The organism is Methylobacterium sp. Leaf94 (assembly GCF_001426045.1).
Classification (GTDB): domain Bacteria; phylum Pseudomonadota; class Alphaproteobacteria; order Rhizobiales; family Beijerinckiaceae; genus Methylobacterium.
Window position 1 is genome coordinate 1 of sequence record NZ_LMRM01000020.1, and the last position, 19455, is coordinate 19455.

General features: G+C 70.1%; 12 protein-coding genes, 1 tRNA gene and 1 pseudogene. 7 read left to right on the forward strand and 7 right to left on the reverse strand.

What is annotated here, in order from left to right:
- A pseudogene (locus ASG63_RS12385) lies at window positions 1-387 on the forward strand (transposase); the annotation flags it as partial.
- Window positions 388-2105: 1718 nt separating this feature from the next.
- Here the strand turns inward: ASG63_RS12385 and ASG63_RS12390 are convergent.
- Window positions 2106-2190 (reverse strand) — tRNA-Leu (locus ASG63_RS12390).
- 105 nt (window positions 2191-2295) lie between these two features.
- The gene (gene leuC, locus ASG63_RS12395) at window positions 2296-3711 is read right to left on the reverse strand and encodes a 3-isopropylmalate dehydratase large subunit (protein WP_056216518.1); all 1416 of its coding nucleotides are present in this window, start codon (window positions 3709-3711) and stop codon (window positions 2296-2298) included.
- Window positions 3712-3951: 240 nt separating this feature from the next.
- On the opposite strand from leuC, the gene ASG63_RS12400 reads away from it, so the two are divergent.
- From ASG63_RS12400 to ASG63_RS12415, 4 genes are read left to right on the forward strand one after another with little or no spacing between them, the layout of a single operon-like run.
- On the forward strand, window positions 3952-4932 hold the full coding sequence (locus tag ASG63_RS12400; RefSeq protein WP_056216521.1) for a 2-hydroxyacid dehydrogenase: 981 nt from the start codon (window positions 3952-3954) through the stop codon (window positions 4930-4932).
- Window positions 4933-4943: 11 nt separating this feature from the next.
- Window positions 4944-5825, forward strand: coding sequence for an AprI/Inh family metalloprotease inhibitor (locus ASG63_RS12405; protein ID WP_156394183.1), 882 nt, complete (start codon window positions 4944-4946; stop codon window positions 5823-5825).
- A gap of 52 nt (window positions 5826-5877) precedes the next feature.
- Entirely contained in the window at window positions 5878-6690 is an 813-nt protein-coding gene (trhO, locus tag ASG63_RS12410) for an oxygen-dependent tRNA uridine(34) hydroxylase TrhO (RefSeq protein ID WP_162248645.1), read from the forward strand.
- On the forward strand, window positions 6687-6896 hold the full coding sequence (locus ASG63_RS12415) for a SlyX family protein (RefSeq protein WP_056216526.1): 210 nt from the start codon (window positions 6687-6689) through the stop codon (window positions 6894-6896). The genes trhO and ASG63_RS12415 overlap by 4 nt, the downstream gene beginning before the upstream one ends.
- A 168-nt stretch (window positions 6897-7064) precedes the next feature.
- On the opposite strand, the gene ASG63_RS12420 is transcribed toward ASG63_RS12415, so the two are convergent.
- The 3 genes from ASG63_RS12420 to ASG63_RS12430 all read right to left on the reverse strand — a co-directional run bounded on the left by ASG63_RS12420 (window position 7065) and on the right by ASG63_RS12430 (window position 10798).
- Window positions 7065-8507: an NAD-dependent succinate-semialdehyde dehydrogenase gene (locus ASG63_RS12420; protein ID WP_056216569.1), complete on the reverse strand. Its 1443-nt coding sequence runs from the start codon at window positions 8505-8507 to the stop codon at window positions 7065-7067.
- A 459-nt stretch (window positions 8508-8966) separates the two neighbouring features.
- Window positions 8967-9386, reverse strand: coding sequence for a hypothetical protein (locus ASG63_RS25280; protein ID WP_156394184.1), 420 nt, complete (start codon window positions 9384-9386; stop codon window positions 8967-8969).
- A 620-nt stretch (window positions 9387-10006) separates the two neighbouring features.
- Window positions 10007-10798 (reverse strand): class II glutamine amidotransferase, encoded by a 792-nt coding sequence (locus tag ASG63_RS12430; protein WP_056216531.1) that lies wholly within the window; start codon window positions 10796-10798, stop codon window positions 10007-10009.
- Window positions 10799-11268: 470 nt separating this feature from the next.
- Here ASG63_RS12430 and ASG63_RS12435 point away from each other — a divergent pair, with 470 nt between their 5' ends.
- Entirely contained in the window at window positions 11269-11661 is a 393-nt protein-coding gene (locus tag ASG63_RS12435) for a response regulator (protein WP_056216533.1), read from the forward strand.
- A gap of 117 nt (window positions 11662-11778) precedes the next feature.
- On the opposite strand, the gene rpsU is transcribed toward ASG63_RS12435, so the two are convergent.
- Window positions 11779-12093 carry a 30S ribosomal protein S21 gene (gene rpsU / locus ASG63_RS12440; RefSeq protein WP_055957071.1) on the reverse strand — a complete coding sequence of 105 codons (315 nt, stop codon included), beginning with the start codon at window positions 12091-12093 and terminating at the stop codon, window positions 11779-11781.
- 564 nt (window positions 12094-12657) lie between these two features.
- Between rpsU and ASG63_RS12445 the strand changes: the two genes are divergently transcribed.
- On the forward strand, window positions 12658-14130 hold the full coding sequence (locus ASG63_RS12445) for a methyl-accepting chemotaxis protein (protein WP_443189791.1): 1473 nt from the start codon (window positions 12658-12660) through the stop codon (window positions 14128-14130).
- Between the two features lie 22 nt (window positions 14131-14152).
- Here the strand turns inward: ASG63_RS12445 and ASG63_RS12450 are convergent, their stop codons facing one another.
- Window positions 14153-19018 (reverse strand): NAD-glutamate dehydrogenase, encoded by a 4866-nt coding sequence (locus ASG63_RS12450; RefSeq protein ID WP_056216571.1) that lies wholly within the window; start codon window positions 19016-19018, stop codon window positions 14153-14155.
- Window positions 19019-19455 lie beyond the last annotated feature (437 nt).

A 19455-nucleotide genomic window follows, 5' to 3' on the forward strand; every position in this document is an offset into this window, starting at 1 on the left:
CGCAACTTGGCAACGATCTCCTCAGGTTTCGGGTGCTTTGCCATCTCGTCCGTCCTCCAGGCTCAAAAGCCATACCAAAGGGCGGACCACTTCAATGGGGGCGGATCACCGCTCGCCTTCCTGTTGACGGGCGGACAGGTGGCCGACTGCAAGGCAGGAGCGCAACTTTTGGAGCGCGCGTCGGCGTGCCGGATCATGTTGGCCGACAAGGGCTACGACAGCGACGCCATCCATCGACAGATCGAAGTGACGGGGGCGGCGCCCAACATCCCGCCCAAGTCCAACCGGCGATGGAAGCCGTGTTTCTCTCCCGTCCTGTGCAAGGAACGCAACGCCATCGAGCGCATGTTCGGGCGCCTCAAGGACTTCCGCCGCATCGCCACACGATAGGACCGGTCGGCTATCAACTACCTGACTGCCGTCTGCATCGCCGCTACCGTCAGCTTCTGATCATGAGTCCCGAGTCGAACACTACCCTGATCTGGTCCAGAGTGTCGGGTTTCTATGACCGTAATCATCTGACGGAGATAACCTCTTTCAGAAGAATCCCGACATACCCAAGCAAGGCTTCAATATGGACGGATGGCGCCGCACCGGCCGTGCCAGCATTCGCACGGCTTGATTCGGCTTCAGTGTCTTCGAGGAGGAGCGCAGGGACGCCGATGGCGAGCACAGATGGGCCCGCTGTTCAGGGTATCGCATCTTCACCGAATGATGGCGGACCAGGCAACCGTCTGATAAGCGGCAGGCCGAAGGTTCAAGTCCTTCAACCGGCAACACTTTTTCGAGCCCGAGGTGAAACTTCCGTTTCCGGTTTCAGCTCGGACTCAGACAATAGCATCAGAGCCCGCCGCGTGTCGGTCCCATGATGGATGGGACCGACACGTGCGATTCTGCCGGGAGAACCGACGGGAATGCTGCCGTGCTGTGGAAGAAGCCGTAGCCATGGCGATCACCGGGAGCCGGACGTGGCCTGATCGCCGCGACGCGGCGCGACGACGCGGCCAGGGACGACGGCGTCTTCGTCGGGCGGATCGACCGCGTGGAGATCGCCACGGGGCCAGCCCGGCCTTGGGCGGCGCATGGGATTCCCGCTGCACCCCAGCACTGTCGGATGCGCGGTGAGCGATCATGAGGCGACGAAGCAGGCTGCGGCGCACCCTGGTGAAGGCGGCCTGAGCGATGTGGCTGAACACGCAGACGCCCCGCCATCCATGACGGCCGCTGGGATTCGCCGAGACCTCGCCTGCGATCAGGAGAAATTCGAACGCAAAGGGAAGAATCGGCCATGAACGCGTATGAGGGGATCGCGACTTGAGGGCGTTCGCAACGGTCGATCGGCTCATCGGTGCGCAGACGAGGCCGGTATTCCTGGCGGTCAGGTATTCCTGGCGGTCAGGGATCCCTGGCGGTCGCGCATCGGGGCGAAGGCCTTCTGCATGACCGGGGGCACGAGCTTGGGCTCTCAACCGCTGGGCTGACGCGGAACGTGTCTGATTGGACGGACGACATCCAGAGGGGGCACTGGTCATCTCGGGCCGGGCGACCGGGATCGCTGCGAGAACCCAGTCCATCGCGCCCGGGAGGTGCTGCGGCGGAGGCCGAAGGGACAAGCGTTCTGCGCGAACATGCGGGCCTCTCGGGATGGGGCTTCTCGGGATGGCGCTTCTCGGGGGGGAAACCTGGGCTCAGATCCGAAAAAACCCCACGCGGCGGGTGCCGGCGGGGCTGAGCAGGGATCGGGCGCGTGAAGTGGCGTCACAGCCGGGTCTGCCGAATGCATCTCCTCAGCGCCGCGTCCCACGAAGCCGTATCCGGGATCACGAAGCGACGGGCCTCGACGCAGTCCGCGATATCGGGGCGGGTCTGGAGCACCCGCGGATGCCCATCACGGTCACGCCCATGCCGACGGCGGCGCACGGAACGCGGCTCAAGGCTCAAGGCTCGATACGAATGGGTGCCAGGATATCGGGAGAATGCGACCGAGACACGAACCGCGGACAAGGCACGCTTGGCTCGTCAGGCTTCCATCTCTCCCGCACCGGTCGACATGGCGCAGGAGGAACCGCAGAAAATATCATGATTTCAGTGCGTTAGAAATCATGTGGTGCCCAGGAAAGGACTCGAACCTTCACCTCTTGCAAGACTGGTACCTGAAACCAGCGCGTCTACCAATTCCGCCACCTGGGCTCGCCGGGCCGCTTGCGGCGCCGACGCGGGTTTCGTTTAGGCGGGGCGGGGCCGGTCGTCAATCCGGATCGCAGCGGATTTTTCGGCCGGCCCGTCGATTGTGGTTCAGGCCTCGCGGCGCCACTCGCGGATGTCGACGAAGCGGCCGGCCACGGCCGCCGCCGCCGCCATGGCGGGGGAGACGAGGTGGGTGCGGCCGCGGTGGCCCTGGCGGCCCTCGAAGTTGCGGTTCGAGGTCGAGGCGCAGCGTTCGTTCGGGCTCAGGCGGTCGGCGTTCATGCCGAGGCACATGGAGCAGCCCGGCTCGCGCCAGTCGAAGCCGGCCGCCTTGAGGATGCGGTCGAGGCCCTCCGCCTCGGCCTGCTGCTTCACCAGGCCGGAGCCCGGCACCACCATGGCGGAGACGTTGGCGTGGACCTTCCGGCCCTCCACCATCTGGGCCACCGCCCGCAGGTCCTCGATGCGGCCGTTGGTGCAGGAGCCGATGAAGACCCGGTCGAGGGTGATGTCGGTGATCTTGGTGCCGGGGGTCAGGCCCATGTAGCTCAGGGCCTGCTCCTTCGACTGGCGCTTGTTCTCGTCCGCGATCCGCGACGGATCGGGCACGGCGCCGGAGATCGAGACCACGTCCTCGGGGCTGGTGCCCCAGCTGACGATGGGCGGCAGGTTGGCGGCGTCCAGGCGCACCTCGCGGTCGAAATGGGCGCCTTCGTCGGTGACGAGGCTCTCCCAGTAGGCCCTGGCGCGGGCGAAGGCCTCGCCCTGGGGCGCCTTCGGCCGGCCCTCGACATAGGCGTAGGTGGTGGCGTCCGGCGCCACCAGGCCGGCGCGGGCGCCGCCCTCGATCGACATGTTGCAGATGGTCATCCGGCCCTCCATCGAGAGGGCGCGGATGGCCGAGCCGGCATACTCGATGACGTAGCCGGTGCCGCCGGCGGTGCCGATCTCGCCGATGATCGCCAGGATGATGTCCTTGGCCGTCACGCCCGGCGGCAGGGTGCCGTCGACGCTGACGCGCATGTTCTTCGCCTTCTTCTGCAGCAGCGTCTGGGTGGCGAGCACGTGCTCCACCTCCGAGGTGCCGATGCCGTGGGCGAGCGCCCCGAAGGCGCCGTGGGTCGAGGTGTGGCTGTCGCCGCAGACGATGGTCTGGCCCGGCAGGGTGAAGCCCTGCTCCGGCCCGATCACGTGGACGATGCCCTGGCGGCGATCCAGCGCGTCGTAGAACTCGATGCCGAAGTCGCGCACGTTCTCGGCCAGCGCCTCGAGCTGGATGCGGCTCTCCGGATCCTCGATGCCGAAGCGGCGGTCGGAGGTCTGCACGTTGTGATCGACCACCGCGAGGGTCTTCTCGGGGTGGCGCACCCGGCGCCCGGCCACGCGCAGGCCCTCGAAGGCCTGGGGGCTGGTGACCTCGTGGACGAGGTGGCGGTCGATGTAGAGGAGCGTGGAGCCGTCGGGCTCGACATCGACGACGTGGTCGTCCCAGATCTTGTCGTAGAGGGTGCGCGGCGCGGTCATGGCGTGGCTGTTCTGGTTGTTCGTCGGGAAACGGAGGTCGGTCTCCCTTTAGTAGTGTTCCAAGGCGTGCAGCGAAAGTGGGGGCCCGGCTGCGCCCGGCGGATGGCAGCCCGGAGGCGCCCGCATGGGGCGGCGCGCGGGCCGCCGAAGGTCACTGGACCGGTCCGGACCCGCGGCCTAAAGCTGTCGGCGCGGAGCCGCCCAGGCTTCGACCGGATCCCGATCGTCGCCGAGCCCCCCATGCCGCCCATCGACATCCTGATGCTCAAGGCGATGCATCCCGACGTCATGGATGCCGTCGCCGAGCGCTTCACCCTGCACCGGCTCGACACCGTCCCCGATCCGCAAGCCTTCCTGGCCGAGACCGGCCCGCGCATCCGCGGTCTCGCCACGGGGGCCCAGGCGCCGGTGGACCAAGCCCTGCTGGCGCGCCTGCCCGGCCTCGAGATCGTGGCGAGCTTCGGCGTCGGCTACGACACCATCGACACGGCGGCGGCGGCCGCCCAGGGCGTCGTCGTGACGAACACCCCGGACGTCCTCACCGACGAGGTGGCCGACCTCGCGCTGGGCCTGCTCCTGGCCACCGTGCGCCAGATCCCCCAGGCCGAGCGCCACCTGCGCGCCGGGCACTGGCCGCAGCGGACCTATCCGCTGACCTCGACCCTGCGCGGGCGCACCGTGGGCATCCTCGGCCTCGGGCGGATCGGTCGAGCCATCGCCCGGCGCCTGGAGGGCTTCGGCGTCGCCATCGCCTACCACGGACGCCGGCCGCAGGCGGACGTCGCTTACGCCTACCACCCCACCCTGCGGGGCCTCGCCGAGGCCTCCGACGTTCTGATGGTGGTGGCGCCCGGCGGGCCGGAGACCAACGGGATCGTCGATGCGGCGGTGCTGGAAGCGCTGGGGCCGCAGGGCCTCCTCGTGAACGTCGCCCGCGGCAGCCTCATCGACGAGGCGGCTCTGATCGGGGCCCTCCAGGCCGGCACCATCCTGGGGGCCGGCCTCGACGTCTTCGCCCGCGAGCCGCACGTGCCCCCCGAGCTCGTGGCCATGGACCACGTGGTGCTCCTGCCCCATGTGGGCTCGGCCTCGGTGGAGACCCGGGCGGCCATGGGCCGGCTCGTGGTGGACAACCTCGTCGCCTGGTTCGACGGACGCGGCCCCCTCACCCCGGTGCCGGAGGCGCCCTGGACGGCCCAGGCACGATCGACCCAAGCATGATCGGCCGAGCCATGAGCCGCACCCACCGCATCGCCGCTCTCGCCCTGGCGCTGGCGACACCGGCCCTGGCGCAGGAGACCGCCCCGCCCCAGGAGGCACCCGCATCGAGCGCCGCGCCGGCCCCCGCCGCGCCCGAAGTGCCCTTCATCGAAACCCTGCCCCGCGACATCGCCGGGGTGCCGGGCACCTGGGACCTGTCGCGGGACGGCAGCACCCGGCGCTGCGTCCTGACCCTGGCGGGCGCGAGCGGTCCGGCAGGCCGGCGTCTGTCCTTCCCGGCCGGGTGCCGGCGGGCCCTGCCGATCCTCAACGGCGTCGCCGGCTGGCTCTTCACCGACGGCAACCTGCGCCTGGTCGACAAGGACGTCCGGCCGGTGCTGCAGTTCAGCGCCCGGGTCGATGCCCGCAGCCTCGTGGCCGCCGCGGGCGACGAGCATTTCAGCCTGGTGCCGCTCCAGATCGTCGCGATGGTGCCGCCGACCGACGCGGTGCCCACCAGCCCCGGCGCCGGCTACGCCGGTGCCGGCTCTGCCGGTGCCGGCTCTGCCGCCCCGGACGCGCGCAGCGCCCCGGCGCCCGAGGCCGCGCCGGCGGGCGACGCCCCGGCCCCCGGCACCTACGCCCTCGACCGCTACCGCGAACAGGACGTTTGCCGCATCGAGCTGACGCCCGGCACCGCGCCGGCGCCGGTGCGCATCCTCGACCATTGCCGCGACGGCGGCCTGACGGTGTTCGATCCGGTCTCCTGGCGCTTCGCCAACGGGCACCTCACCCTCAACGCCCGCCGCGGCCACATAGTGAACCTGGTCGCCACCGGGGACGGGCGCTGGCGCCGCGACCCGGAGGTCGGCACCACCTTCGTTCTGCGCCGGGTGGAGCCCGCCGCCCCGTGAGCCCCCTCCCCTGAACCCCGAATCCAGTCCCTTGCCCCGCCGATCACCCCCGATGCCGCTGACCGTCGCCGCCCTCTACCAGTTCGTCGCCCTGCCGGACGTCGCCGCCCTGCAGGCGCCGCTCCAGGCCCTGTGCACGGAACTCGGGATCACCGGCACCCTGCTGCTGGCGCCGGAGGGCCTGAACGGCACGGTGGCGGGCCCGGACGCGGCCATCGACGCCTTCCTCGCCGCGCTGCGCGAAGGCCCGCTCTTCGGCGGCCGCCTCGCCGGCCTCGACGTCAAGCGCTCGCAGGCCGAAGCGCCGCCGTTCCGGCAGCTCAAGGTCCGGCTGAAGCGCGAGATCGTCACCTTCGACGACGGCGCCACCGACGCGGCCACGGGCGCCGGCACCCCCGTGGCGCCGGAGGCCTGGAACGCCCTTCTCGACACGCCCGGCCTGCTCCTGATCGACACCCGCAACGCCTTCGAGGTGGCGCTGGGCAGCTTCCCCGGCGCGGTCGATCCGGGCATCACCCGGTTCAGCGCCTTCCGCGCCTATGTCGACGGCCTCGATCCATCGGCGCATCCCCGCGTGGCGATGTTCTGCACCGGCGGCATCCGCTGCGAGAAGGCCGGGGCCTACATGCGCGCGAAGGGCTTTCCCGACGTGCGCCACCTCGAAGGCGGCATCCTGCGCTACCTGGAGACGGTGCCGGAGGCCGAGAACCGCTGGACGGGCGACTGCTTCGTGTTCGACGGCCGGATCGCCCTCGGCCCCGCCCTGGTGGAGCGGCCCGACCACGCGCCCGAGACGTTGATGTCCGAGCCCCGGATGTCCGAGCCCCGGATATCCGAGCCCCTGATCTCCGAGACGCCGCGATGACCGATCTCTCCGCCCGCATCGACGCCCTGGAGATGCGCCTCACCGAGCAGGACGTGGTGATCGACGACCTCAACGCCACGATCACGGCCCAGTGGCACCAGATCGACGCCCTCACCCGGCAGATGGCCAAGCTCGTGGAAGAGGTGGAGCAGGCCTCCCACCGCCCGGCCTCCGGCGCCCCGGAGCCGCCGCCACCGCATTATTGACGGGACGGTCGCCGCGGGATCCCTCTCCCCCCTGCGGGAGAGGGTGGCCCGCGAAGCGGGTCGGGAGAGGGGAGCGCTGTTTCCGGAGAGGTCGACCCCTCTCCCGCCTGCTCCGCAGGCACCCTCCCCCGCAGAGGGGGGAGGGATGATCCGAGATACGCGACGGCCCTACACCCCTACGCTCGCCTGGCTGACGAACTTCGTGGTCAGGTAGGCCTCCAGGGCCTCCGAGCCGCCCTCGCTGCCGTAGCCGGAATCCTTGACGCCGCCGAAGGGCGTCTCGGGGAAGGCGAGGCCGTGGTGGTTGATGCCCACCATGCCGCTCTGGACCCGTGCCGCGACCTCGACAGCGCGGGAGGCCGAGCGGGTATAGGCGTAGGCGGCCAGGCCGTAGGGGAGCCGGTTGGCCTCGGCATAGGCATCCGCGTCGTCGGAGAAGCGCTGGATCAGCGCCACCGGGCCGAAGGGCTCCTCGTTCATGATGCGGGCGGTGGCCGGCACGTCGCAGAGCACCGTCGGCGCGAAGAAGTTGCCGCGGTTGCCGATGCGCTGGCCGCCGGTGCGCAGCTCGGCGCCCTGCGCCACCGCGTCGGCGCAGAGGCTCTCCATCGCCTCCAGGCGCCGGGCGTGGATGAGCGGACCCATGGTGGTCTCGGGGTCGAGCCCGTCGCCGACCTTGCGCCCCTCGGCGAAGGCCACGAAGCCATCGCGGAACCGGTCGTAGACGGACTCGTGCACCAGCATCCGGGTCGGGGCGACGCAGACCTGGCCGGCATTGCGGAACTTGTTGGCTCCGAGCACCGCCACGGCGGTCTCGACGTCGGCATCCCCGAACACGATCGCGGGCGCGTGGCCGCCGAGTTCCATCGTCGCCCGCTTCATGTGCCGGCCCGCCAGCGCGGCGAGCTCCTTGCCCACCGGGGTCGAGCCCGTGAACGACATCTTGGCGATGACGGGGTGCGGGATGAGGTAGCCGGAGATCGCGGCCGGATCGCCGTAGACCAGGGAGAGCACGTCGCCCGGGACGCCGGCGTCGAGGAAGGCCCGGATCATCGCCGCGCAGCTCGCCGGGGTGTCCTCGGGTCCCTTCAGGATCACCGAGCAGCCGGCGCAGAGGGCGGCCGCCACCTTGCGCACCGCCTGGTTGATGGGGAAGTTCCAGGGCGTGAACGCCGCCACCGGGCCGACCGGCTCGCGCAGAACCATCTGCACGACGCCGTCGGCGCGGGCCGGGATGATCCGGCCGTAGGCGCGGCGGCCCTCCTCCGCGAACCAGTCGGTGACGTCGGCCCCCGCCAGGATCTCCACCCGCGCCTCGGCCAGGGGCTTGCCCTGCTCCAGGGTCATGAGGCGGGCGATGTCCTTCACACGCGTCCGCAGGAGGTCGGCGGCCCGGCGCAGCACCTTGGCGCGCTCGTAGGCCGAGACCTTCCGCCAGGCGGCGAAGCCCCGTTCGGCCGCCGCCAGCGCCCGGTCGAGATCGGCCCGCGTCGCCACCGCCAGGGTGCCGAGGGTTTCGCCGGTGGCCGGGTTCAGCACCGGCAGGGTCTCCGCGCCGGCCCCGTCGGTCCAGGCCCCGGCGATGTGCAGCGTCACGTTCGGATACGTCATCGGCGTCTCCCGCATGGCAATCGAGCGGGGTTGTCCGCCCTTCGCACGCAGGCCGCAACCCTTATCCGGGAGGGCTGGGGCGACGGCCGATCCTCTGCGTTTTTGCCGCTGCGTCCTTCAGAACAGGCTGCGCGCGAAGGTCGGTTTCCCAAGTGGTCCCCAGGGCGTCCAGAGGCGAGCTCAGGCAACCGCTGTCCTTTTACGCCGCTCTCTCGGCGCGACCAATTTTCGGGATCTCCGAAATCCGCTGCAATCGAAGCGCGTCTCGCGCCGCCACGGACGATTATGGTCAGCGCCGGTGAGGCCCAGCGACTGCGTTGCGCTTATGATGCGCTGAACACGATGCCGCAGAGGGGCTCGCGCCACGAGGTCATCGGCTCCGGCGGACGCAGAAGGATGAGGGTCGCATTTCCAGCCGACCGCCTCGGACTCGCGCTCGACCACCTCCATCAAATCCAATCAAGCCTCGACGATCTCATACCCATCATAGTCAAGCTTGATAGGAAATTTTTTTCTCTCAGTATCAAAGTTGTCCAGATTGATTTTTATTTCATGCTCGCCAATATTGAACGCATACTGATATTTGTATCCGTCACGCGGAGTCGCGATGATCTCAAATTTGTCCGGGAGACACCTACCAGATAATTTGTACAAGTATTCCCAGATCTGTACATAATCCTCAACAGATATTTTTCCCGCAACTCTGCTCATCAAGTCGCTCATTTCGCGATTCAGCTCACGTCTGCCCGCGAAATAAATAAGAACAAAAACCTGATCTTCACCGAGCTCATTCACGCAACGCGCTATAAAATCACGGATGTGCCGCAGCAGTGCATCTGCAATGAAGACATCGGGATTAGAATGAACCTGGGCAACCATTGCGACATCCTATTCCTTTGCATCCATTCAAAATCATCTGACGCAGAAGGGCGAGGCTCTCCAGGTGCAAAGCACAAATTTAAGCCGTCTAGAGATAAACAAAACAGTCTATCTAAAAAATAACAAATAACCTATCCCATAATTTTAACACGAGCAACACATAATGTGCTGGAGCACCAAATAGTATCCTACAGAGATATTATTTTGTGCGGGACAGTGATGACCACAAATTTTATAATGTTAAGTCTTAATTTGTATAGCCCGCGAGCTACCCAAAGTCCCGGGCGAACAAATTGACGGGGTTGAGAAAGCATCCAGCAACCCGGAACGCAGGATGCAATCTGTCGATCAGGTTGCTTGCTTGGGAAGAGCCGCCCGCGCTCCCATTCAGACAGGCGATGTTGTGGCATGATCCCGGCAGTCTCCGGCTCATCGCCCCCCTATGCGCTCCGACAAAGACGCCGCAGCCGGACCGAAGCACGGCGCGGGGCGCCACTTGGAAGGCACCACGATTGGTCCTCGCCAATGCGTCGTGCACGTGTCGCGTCCGGGAGTCGCGGATGACCTGTCGCTGATGTCTGACCGAGGTGCTCCCGGAGGCGGCGTGTCCGACGAGCCGTTCAGGCGGCGATGCGCGCGGCCACGGCCTCGGGGCCGGTGACGATCACCGGGCCGCCGCGGCGGGCCTGGAGCGTGCCGCCCTTGGGGACGACCTTCCAGCCGTCGCGGCAGCCGTCGATCGGCTCGGAGACGACGACGAGGCCGGTCTCGGTCTGGCGGTAGTACAGGCTGGGCGGGCTGCTGTCGCAGGCCCAGCGGAAGGCCGTGAGGGTGTCGCCGTCGGTGACGACGGCGGTGAAGCGCAGGGGCTCGGTCGCCTCGGCCGCCCGCATCAGCTCGCGCACCGTGGCCAGGGTCTTGTGCATGGCGCCGATCGGGTCCTCGGCGAGGCCGTTGCCCAGGGCCAGCAGGAAGATCGCCTCGGAATCGGTGGTGCCGCGCCGGTCGTCGTAGAGCGCGTCGGGGATCAGCGCCTCGATGCGGCGCTTGATGCGGTGATAGCCGCCGATCTGGCCGTTGTGCATGAAGAGGTGGCGGCCATGGGTGAAGGGGTGGCAGTTCGCCCGGGTGGTGGCGGTGCCCGTGGAGGCCCGCACGTGGGCGAAGAACATCCGCGCCCGCACCTGCTGGCAGAGGTTGACCAGGTTCTCGTCCGACCAGGCCGGGCAGACGTCGCGGTACAGGCCCGGATCGACCCGCTCGCCGTACCAACCGATGCCGAAGCCGTCGCCGTTGGTTTCCGTCTTCGCCTCGGCCGCGTGGAGCGACTGGTGGACCAGCGAGTGCGTCGGTGCGCAGACGAGGTCGGTCAGGAAGACCGGCTCACCGGAATAGGCGAGAAAGCGGCACATGACGGACGAACACCCCCTGATCTCGACGATTCGACCGACCCGGTCGCCGCCCTCGGGCAGCGTCCGCCTTATACAACCTGTGCGATCCGCACGACCATGATATTCACGCTAACGTAGTAAACGAATGGTTAACGCGCGCCACGGGCCCGGCCTCCTGCAAAACCCGTGATGCAAGAGGCGCACCGTCGGGCCCGGGCCCTGCCCGGTCGATGGCGGCCCGCAGCCCATTCACCATGCGAGCCCGGCGGGAATGCGGCGGCGAACGCGATCATCGATGCGGGAACCGCATGGCCGGAACATGGATTCGGACTCTTGCCCCCCGCACCGTGGCGGCGCAGCATCACCCGACGAGAATCAGTCATTCGATTGGACAAGGCTGGGACGCGGACGGCGGCTCCGTGCCGCCCGCGTACCGCGTCCCGCCCTGCATTCCGCGCGTTCGCCACCCAAACGCCCGACGAGGAGACTTCATGGACCGCTCACACGCCCCCTGCCCGATCGCCCTCGTGGTCGAGGACGACGCCGATGTCCGCAACCTCGCGACGGCGGTCCTGGAGGAAAGCGACCTCGACGTCATCGCCTGCGACACGGCCGAGGCCGCGATCTCGGTGCTGGAGCGCGCCGGCGGCAACGTCGCCCTGCTCTTCGCCGACGTGCGGCTGGGCGCCGGCATGGACGGGATCGCCCTGGCCAGCGCCGTCGGGCGGCGCTGGCCGGATGTCCGCGTCGTCCTCACCTCCGGCGGCGATGCCCGCGGCGTCGAGGCCCTGCCGGCCCAGGCGGTCTACATGCCGAAGCCCTGGCGCGCCCTCGACGTGCTGGTCCAGGCCGAGCACGCGACGGTGGCGGCCCGGGCCGCCTGAGGGTCTCGCCCCAACGCGGAAAAGCCCGGCCGCAAGGCGACCGGGCTTTTCCGTATGTCCATGACAGGCGACGGCCGGTGCAATGCGCACCGCGGCCGTCGCGGGCCGTGTCGCGCCTCAGGCGTTGCCGGCGGGCGGCAGCACGGTCGGAGCGGTCGGCGCGAACGGCGAACCGCCCGGACGACGCGGCGCACCGGCGCCGAAACGGGGCTTCGGCTTCGGCGCGGCGATCAGGCCCTCGCGGATCGCGGTCTTGCGGGCCTGCTTGCGGGCGCGGCGCACGGCCTCGGCCTTCTCACGAGCCTTGCGGACGGAAGGCTTCTCGTAGGCCTTGCGCTGCTTCATCTCGCGGAAGATGCCCTCGCGCTGCATCTTCTTCTTCAGGACGCGGAGGGCTTGGTCGACGTTGTTGTCGCGAACGAGTACCTGCAACGGTTTCAATCCTCTGAAACGATGTTTGTTGGGCGGCGCCGACCCTGAGACCCGCCCGGAGCCCCGCGACGCGAACTGCAAAACGTCCCGGACCCGGGATCTCCCCCGGGCGGGACGTCCATCAGACGGCCTCGAATCGGCGCAGAAACTGCACTTGGGGCAGGCTCATACACCAACCGCCCGCGAGTTCCAACACGCCTCGCCGCGGCCGGGGCGCATTATCGCCGCGCCGGTGGGACAAACCGCGGGCGCTGTCGCCTCCGGGACGCAGGCAGCACCGGGGGCGCGTGCTCCAAGGATTCCGAAGTGGTCGCCGACGTCCGATGCGGCAACGACGGGTGCTCGACAAGATGAAGCGCGCGTTCCTGAGCTTTTGCCCGGACAAGGCGGGTCACGCGAAGCACGAATGGTTGCCCAATCGGTTGTGGGAGCGCACGAATTTTCTGATCTTTAATTTTTGTGTCGGAGTTTCTGTGCGCAGCAGCGGACTCATCCGGCGCGATGACCGAGAACTGCGACCTGAGCCCTTCCGGGGTTCTGACTCTGGGGCGTACGATGCTGGGTATGAAGACGAGGACGGCCGCCGAGACGGCCGCGAAACTGGCGGCCCTCGACAAGTCGCAGGGCATCATCGAGTTCAACCTCGATGGGACGGTGATCACCGCCAATCCGAACTTCCTCGCCGTCATCGGCTACGACCTGGCCGAGATCCGCGGACAGCCGCACAGCCTCTTCGTCGCCCCCGCCGAGCGCGACAGCCCCGCCTACGCCGCCTTCTGGGCCAAGCTGCGCCGGGGCGAATACGAGGCCGCCCAGTACAAGCGCATCGCCAAGGGCGGGCGCGAGGTCTGGATCGAGGCCTCCTACAACCCGATCCTCGACGGGGCCGGCAAGCCCTACAAGGTGGTGAAGTTCGCCACCGACGTCACGCGTCAGAAGATGCAGGACGCCGACGTGCAGGGCCAGCTCGCCGCCCTGCACAAGGCCCAGGCGGTGATCTCCTTTTCCCTCGACGGCACCGTGCTCGACGCCAACGCGAACTTCCTCGCCGCCGTCGGCTACACCCTGCCGGAGATCGTCGGCCGGCATCACCGGATGTTCGTGGAACCCGCGGAGCGCGACGGCGCCGCCTATGCCGAGTTCTGGGACCGGCTGCGCGAGGGCACCTACCAGGCCGCCCAGTACAAGCGCGTCGCCAAGGGCGGGCGCGAGGTCTGGATCGAGGCCTCCTACAACCCGATCCTCGATGCCGGCGGACGGCCCTACAAGGTCGTCAAGTTCGCCACCGACATCACCGCGCAGGTGACGCTCCTCGAGAACCTGCGCCGGCTGATCGCCCAGAACTTCGGCGAGATCGACGGGGCGGTGCTCCTTTCCAACACGCAGACGCGGGACGCCGACGCCGCGGCCAGCACCACCGCCAGCAACGTCCAGACCATGGCGGCGGCCTCCGAGGAACTCGCCGCCTCCGTCGCCGAGATCTCGCAGAGCATGGCCCATTCGCGGATCGCCACCGAGGCGGCGCAGGGCCAGGTGGTGGCCGCCGCCGAGGCGACCCAGAAGCTCACCCAGGCCGCGGGCGCGATGAGCGGCATCGTCGGCCTGATCCAGACCATCGCCGGCCAGATCAACCTGCTGGCGCTCAACGCGACGATCGAGTCGGCCCGGGCTGGCGAGGCGGGCCGCGGCTTCGCGGTGGTGGCTCAGGAGGTGAAGAACCTCGCCAACCAGGCGGCGCGGGCCACCGAGCAGATCACCGGCGAGATCGACAACGTGCAGGCGGTCTCCCGGCAGGTGGGCGACTCGCTCCAGACCATCCAGGCCTCGGTGGCGCAGATGCGCGAATACGCCATCAGCACGGCGGCGGCGGTGGAGGAGCAGAGCGTCGTCACCCAGGACATGTCGGGCAACATGCAGCACGCTGCGAGCGCGGTCGCGGCGATCTCGCAGAACATCCAGGCGATCGGCCACTCGATCGGCCAGGTCTCCCGCGCGGTCGGGACCACGAAGGATGCGGCCCGCGTCCTCGCCCGCTAGGCCCGCGCCGACCTCCCCGGGATCAGCCCTGGGGCGCAGCGCCCTTGGGACGCGCCAGATCGGCCAGCAGGCTCGCCGCCACCGTCGCCTTGGAGACCGTGAGCCCCGAGGCCGTCACGGCCGCCAGGGTGGCGCGGGCATGGTCGAGGGCGGCGCCGCGGCTCCGGCTCCAGGCCGCCACCGCCTCGGGGCCGGCGCCCACCGTGCCGACGACCTCGGCGGTGAGCTGGCGATGCGCAGTGGCGATGGTGGAGACGGCCCGCTCCAGGGCGATGCGGTCGTAGGTGTCGCCGGTGGCGACCTCCCGGGCCGCCGCCGCGAGGTCCGAGAGCCGGAGGGCCCGGTCCAGGGCGAAGTGGGTCGCGGCGATCTCGGGGATCGCGCCGCCGCCGGTCTCGGCGATCCGCACGATGTCGGGGGCCGAGGTCAGGGCGGTGAGCGCCGCGAGGCGCCGGGCCGGCGCCTCGGCCATGCCGAACCCGACGAGTTCGGTCTCGCGCGCGGCGCGCCGCCCGTTCACCGCCTCCCCCATCACCTCCGGCAGGGCCGTCTGCAGGGCGCTGATGCCCTCGCGGTAGCGGGCCACGAGGGGCGCGACGCTGCCCGAGAGGTCGAGGTTGCGCAGGAACCAGACGATCCGGCCCACGAGCAGGTCCTGCACCTCGGCGTAGAGGGCGATCTGCGCCTGACCGCCGATGGCGCCGGCCAGCCCGTCGATGGCGAGGTTCAGCTCCATCAGGCCGTAGGCGTCGCGGGTGATAGCGTAGGCCTTGGCGATGGCGCTCGCATCGGCGCCGGTCTCCTCCACGAGGCGGGTGACGAGGGAGGGCCCGCCACGGTTGACGATGATGTTGGAGAGGGCGGTGCTGATGATTTCCCGGCGCAGGCGGTGGCCGTTGACCGCGTCGGGGAAGTGCTGGCGGAGCGCCGCGGGGAAGTAGCGCTGCAGCTCCCGGTCGAAATAGGGGTCGTTCGGGGCCGGGCTCGCTAGGAGCGCGTCGTAGAGGGCGAGCTTGGCGTAGGCGAGGAGCACCGCATATTCGGGCCGGGTCAGCCCCTCCCCCTTGCGCATCCGCTCCGCGATGGCGGCATCGTCCGGCAGCAGCTCCACGCCGCGGTCGAGGCGCCCTTCCGCCTCAAGGGCCTGCATCGTCCGCATGGCGAAGCCCGTCTCGGGCAGGCCCCGGTGCTGGGCCAGCGAGAGCGCCAGGGTCTGGAGCTGGTTGTTGCGCAGCACCAGGGCGGCGACCTCGTCGGTCATCGCCACCAGGAGGGCGCTGCGGGCTTGCCCGTCGAGGCGGCCGTCGCGCTCCGGGGTCATCAGGGCGATCTTGATGTTCACCTCCACGTCGGAGGTGTTCACCCCGGCGGAGTTGTCGATGGCGTCGGTGTTGAGGCGCACCCCGTTGCGGGCCGCCTCGATGCGCCCGCGCTGGGTCGCCCCCAGATTGGCGCCCTCGCCGATGACCTTGGCCCGGACCATCGCCCCGGTGATGCGCACCGCGTCGGTGGCCCGGTCGCCGGCCTCCTCGTCGGATTCAGCGGTGGCGCGGATATAGGTGCCGATGCCGCCGAACCAGAGCAGGTCCACCGGCGCCTTCAGGATCGCCTGCATCAGCTCCGCCGGGGTCGCCGCGTCCTGCGCGAGCCCGAGCACCGCCCGGATCTCGGGGGAGACCGGGATGGTCTTCAGGCTGCGGGCATAGACGCCGCCGCCGGGCGAGATCAGGCCGGTGTCGTAGTCGCGCCAGGAGGAGCGCCCGAGATCGAACAGGCGGCGGCGCTCGGCGAAGCTCGCGGCGGCGTCGGGGTTCGGGTCGAGGAAGATGTCGCGGTGGTCGAAGGCCGCCACGAGGCGCAGAGAGCGCGACAGCAGCATGCCGTTGCCGAAGACGTCGCCCGACATGTCGCCCACGCCCGCCACCGTGATCGGGTCGCTCTGGGTGTCGATGTCCATCTCGAGGAAGTGGCGCTTCACCGCCTCCCAGGCGCCGCGGGCCGTGATGCCCATGCCCTTGTGGTCGTAGCCCTGGCTGCCGCCCGAGGCGAAGGCGTCGCCGAGCCAGTGGCCGCGCTCCGCCGAGAGGGCGTTGGCGATGTCCGAGAAGGTGGCGGTGCCCTTGTCGGCGGCCACCACCAGGTAGGCGTCGTCGGGATCGTGCCGCACCGTGTCGGCCGGCGGCACGATGGCGTCGCCGACGATGTTGTCGGTGAGTTCGAGCAAGGTCCGGATGAAGATCCGGTAGCTCTCGGTGCCCTCGGCCATCCAGGCCTGCCGGTCCGAGGCCGGCGGCAGGCGCTTGGGGAAGAAGCCGCCCTTGGCGCCCACCGGCACGATCACGGCGTTCTTCACCTGCTGGGCCTTCACCAGGCCGAGGACCTCCGTGCGGAAATCCTCCGGCCGGTCGGACCAGCGCAGGCCGCCGCGGGCGACGTAGCCGAAGCGCAGGTGCACGCCCTCGACGCGCGGCGCATAGACGAAGATCTCGAAGACCGGGCGCGGCAACGGCATGCCGGCGACCTTGGCGCAGGCGAACTTGAAGGCGATGGCCTCGCGCCGCCCGCCGCCCGGGGCGACCTGGAAGAAGTTGGTCCGCAGGGCGGCCTCGATCAGGTTGACGAAGCGGCGCAGGATGCGGTCCTCGTCGAGGCTGGTCACGGCGGCGAGGTCCGTCTCGATCCCGGCGCGGATCGCGCCCTGGGCCGCCTCCCGGTCGCCGGCGGCGGCGGGGTCGAACCGGGCCCGGAACAGGGCGACCAGGGCGCGGGCCACGCCCGGATGGGCGCTGAGGGTGGCGGCGAGGTAGTCCTGGCCGTAGCGGATGCGGAGCTGGCGCAGGTAGCGGCCGAGGGCGCGCAGCAGGGCGACGTCGCGCCAGGGCAGCTCGGCCTCCAGCACGAGGCGGTTGTAGCCGTCGGATTCGGCCAGCCCCGTGCCCAGCGCCAGCAGGGCCTCCTCCAGCAGGGTCTCGAGGCGGCCGAGGTCGATGGCCGCCCCCGTGGCGCGCTCCAGCAGCATGTCGTGCAGCCAGACCCGACCGGCCTCGTCGGCGCCGGGGGGCAGGATGCGGTAGGTCCGCTCGTTGATGACCCGGAATCCGAGGTTCTCCAGCACCGGCACCCGCTCGGACAGGGAGAGCGAGGCGCCCCGCGAGAACACCTTGAGGCGGATCTGCGAGTCCGGGTCGGCGGCGCGCCGGCCGATATCGGCCGCCCGGGGCCGCGCGGGGCTGAGGCGCTCCACGGTCATGATGTCGGCGATGGCCACGCGCGGGGCGAAGCTCTCGCGATAGGCCGCGGAGAAGGCCTCGCCGTAGCGGGCCGCCAGGGCGCGGGCCTCGGGGCCGTCCAGGGTTTCGGAAAGGGCCACCCGCAATTCGTCGCCCCAGGTGCGCACCAGGGCGGCGATGCCGGCCTCCAGGGCGGCGGGGTCGCGCTCGGGCGCACCGGATTCGGGCAGGCCGATGATGAAGTGGGTGCGGGCGAGCGGCCCGTCGGGGAAGTACGGGTAGGCCGCCGAGACCCGGCCGCCATATTCGCCGGCGAGGTAGGCGCCGATCCGCGCCCGCACGGTGGAATCGTAGCGGTCCTTGGGCACGTAGACGAGGAGCGAGACGAAGCGGCCGAAGCGGTCGGGCCGCGAGAGCACCCGCAGGCGCGGCCGGTCGGCGAGATGGGCGATGGCGAGGCTGAAGCGGTAGAGCCGGTCGGCGTCGATCTGGAACAGGTCGTCGCGCGGGTAGGTCTCCAGCACGTCGAGGAGGCCGCGCCCCGCATGGCTCGTGGGATCGAGGCCCGCGCGCGTCGCCACCTGCGCCACGGTCTCGCGCAGGTAGGGGATCTCGCGCGTCGGCAGGGTGTAGGCGCTCGCGTTGAACAGGCCGACGATGCCGACCTCGCCGGTGAGGCTGCCGTCCGCGCCGAACAGCTTGCAGGCGATGTAGTCGAGATGGGCGGCCCGGTGGACCCGGGACTTGGCGCTGGCCTTGGTGATGATGAGGGCCTGCGGCCCCTCGAGGAAGGCGCGGATCTCGGGCGTCATGTCCACGAGGGCGCCGCCGCGCCGCAGCACCGCCACCCCCGGATCGCGCAGCAGGCCGAGGCCCGAGCCCTCCACCAGGGCATGCTCCGCCCCGGAGAGGCTGTGCTCGCGCAGGCCGAGCAGGGTGAAGTGCCCCGCGCCGAGCCAGGCGAGGAAGGCCCGCGCCTCCGCCACCTCGGCCGCCGACAGGGGCGGCGGGGCGTGGGCATAGGCCTCCGCGAGGCCGGCCAGGCGGGCGGCCATGGCGTCCTGGTCGTCGGTGGCCAGGGCGACGTCGTGGAACACGCGGGCCAGGCCCTCGACGAGGCGGGTGCGGGCCTCGCCGGCATCGAGCCGGTCGAGGTGGATGTGGATGAAACTCTCCCGCGCGAAGCCGGCCTGGGTGTCGGCGGTGGTCTCCCCCACCACCCGGACCAGGGCGCCCGCCCCGTCGCGTTCGACGCCGAGGATCGGGTGGGCGACGAGGTGGGGGGCCAGCCCCTGCTCCGTCAGCTCGGCCAGGGCGGAATCGAGCAGGAACGGACGGTTGTCGTTGACGACCTCGATGATGGTCAGGTCGCGGGTGCGGCCGTCGCGCAGGACGGCGCGGTCGCTGACGGACAGGTTGGCGGGTGCGCCCGGGTGCCGGGGCTCGGCCAGTCGCCCCCGGGCCGCCAGGGCGAGGTCGGCGAGATCCTGCGCCGTGTAGGGCGCGAGGTCCTCGGGCGGCACGCGCCCGAACAGGTCGGTGACGAAGCCGCCGGGGCCGCCCTGCGCCACGACCCGGTCGGCCGCGGCGCCGAGAAGGTCCGTGCGGGCCCCCCGGGCCTCGGGGCTGGACAGGGCGGCGTTCCGTTCCAGTGCCATGGTCATCGTGTCCTTGCGGGGGGCGTCGACGCGATCGATCCCGGGGGGGCCCGATCAGGGCCAGTTCGATCCGGCCCAGTTCGATCCGGGCAGGTCGTCGCGGCGATCGGGCGGGGATGGCCCGTCGGGCGGCAGGGGGCGGAGGGACGGTGGCTGGATCGCATCGCTGGGTCGCCGATCTCTTCGCTGGCCCGCGATTCGCTCGCGATGGCCGCCGCGCCCTCACTTGAGCATCGGGCTCCCCGTCTTTCCAGGGCCGGACGGCCGGATCGGGCGCGGGCCGCTACGACCGGCGGTCGATGTCAGGCTTTGCGGGCACCGCGCGGCGCGGGCGCCGCCCCCGGGCGGCCGACGCAGCCCTGCCAAGAGCGAGGGCAGGCCGGCCGGCTTGATCCGAAACGGGGTACGGAAAGGCGTTCGGGAAGCCGCTCGTCAAT

Excerpts from the sequence above, each read along its gene's own strand:
- leuC (WP_056216518.1), bottom strand. The coding sequence starts at position 3,711 with ATGACCGCGCCGCGCACCCTCTACGACAAGATCTGGGACGACCACGTC.
- ASG63_RS12400 (WP_056216521.1), top strand. The coding sequence starts at position 3,952 with ATGCCGCCCATCGACATCCTGATGCTCAAGGCGATGCATCCCGACGTC.
- ASG63_RS12405 (WP_156394183.1), top strand. The coding sequence starts at position 4,944 with ATGAGCCGCACCCACCGCATCGCCGCTCTCGCCCTGGCGCTGGCGACA.
- trhO (WP_162248645.1), top strand. The coding sequence starts at position 5,878 with ATGCCGCTGACCGTCGCCGCCCTCTACCAGTTCGTCGCCCTGCCGGAC.
- ASG63_RS12415 (WP_056216526.1), top strand. The coding sequence starts at position 6,687 with ATGACCGATCTCTCCGCCCGCATCGACGCCCTGGAGATGCGCCTCACC.
- ASG63_RS12420 (WP_056216569.1), bottom strand. The coding sequence starts at position 8,507 with ATGACGTATCCGAACGTGACGCTGCACATCGCCGGGGCCTGGACCGAC.
- ASG63_RS25280 (WP_156394184.1), bottom strand. The coding sequence starts at position 9,386 with ATGGTTGCCCAGGTTCATTCTAATCCCGATGTCTTCATTGCAGATGCA.
- ASG63_RS12430 (WP_056216531.1), bottom strand. The coding sequence starts at position 10,798 with ATGTGCCGCTTTCTCGCCTATTCCGGTGAGCCGGTCTTCCTGACCGAC.
- ASG63_RS12435 (WP_056216533.1), top strand. The coding sequence starts at position 11,269 with ATGGACCGCTCACACGCCCCCTGCCCGATCGCCCTCGTGGTCGAGGAC.
- ASG63_RS12445 (WP_443189791.1), top strand. The coding sequence starts at position 12,658 with ATGAAGACGAGGACGGCCGCCGAGACGGCCGCGAAACTGGCGGCCCTC.
- ASG63_RS12450 (WP_056216571.1), bottom strand. The coding sequence starts at position 19,018 with ATGGCACTGGAACGGAACGCCGCCCTGTCCAGCCCCGAGGCCCGGGGG.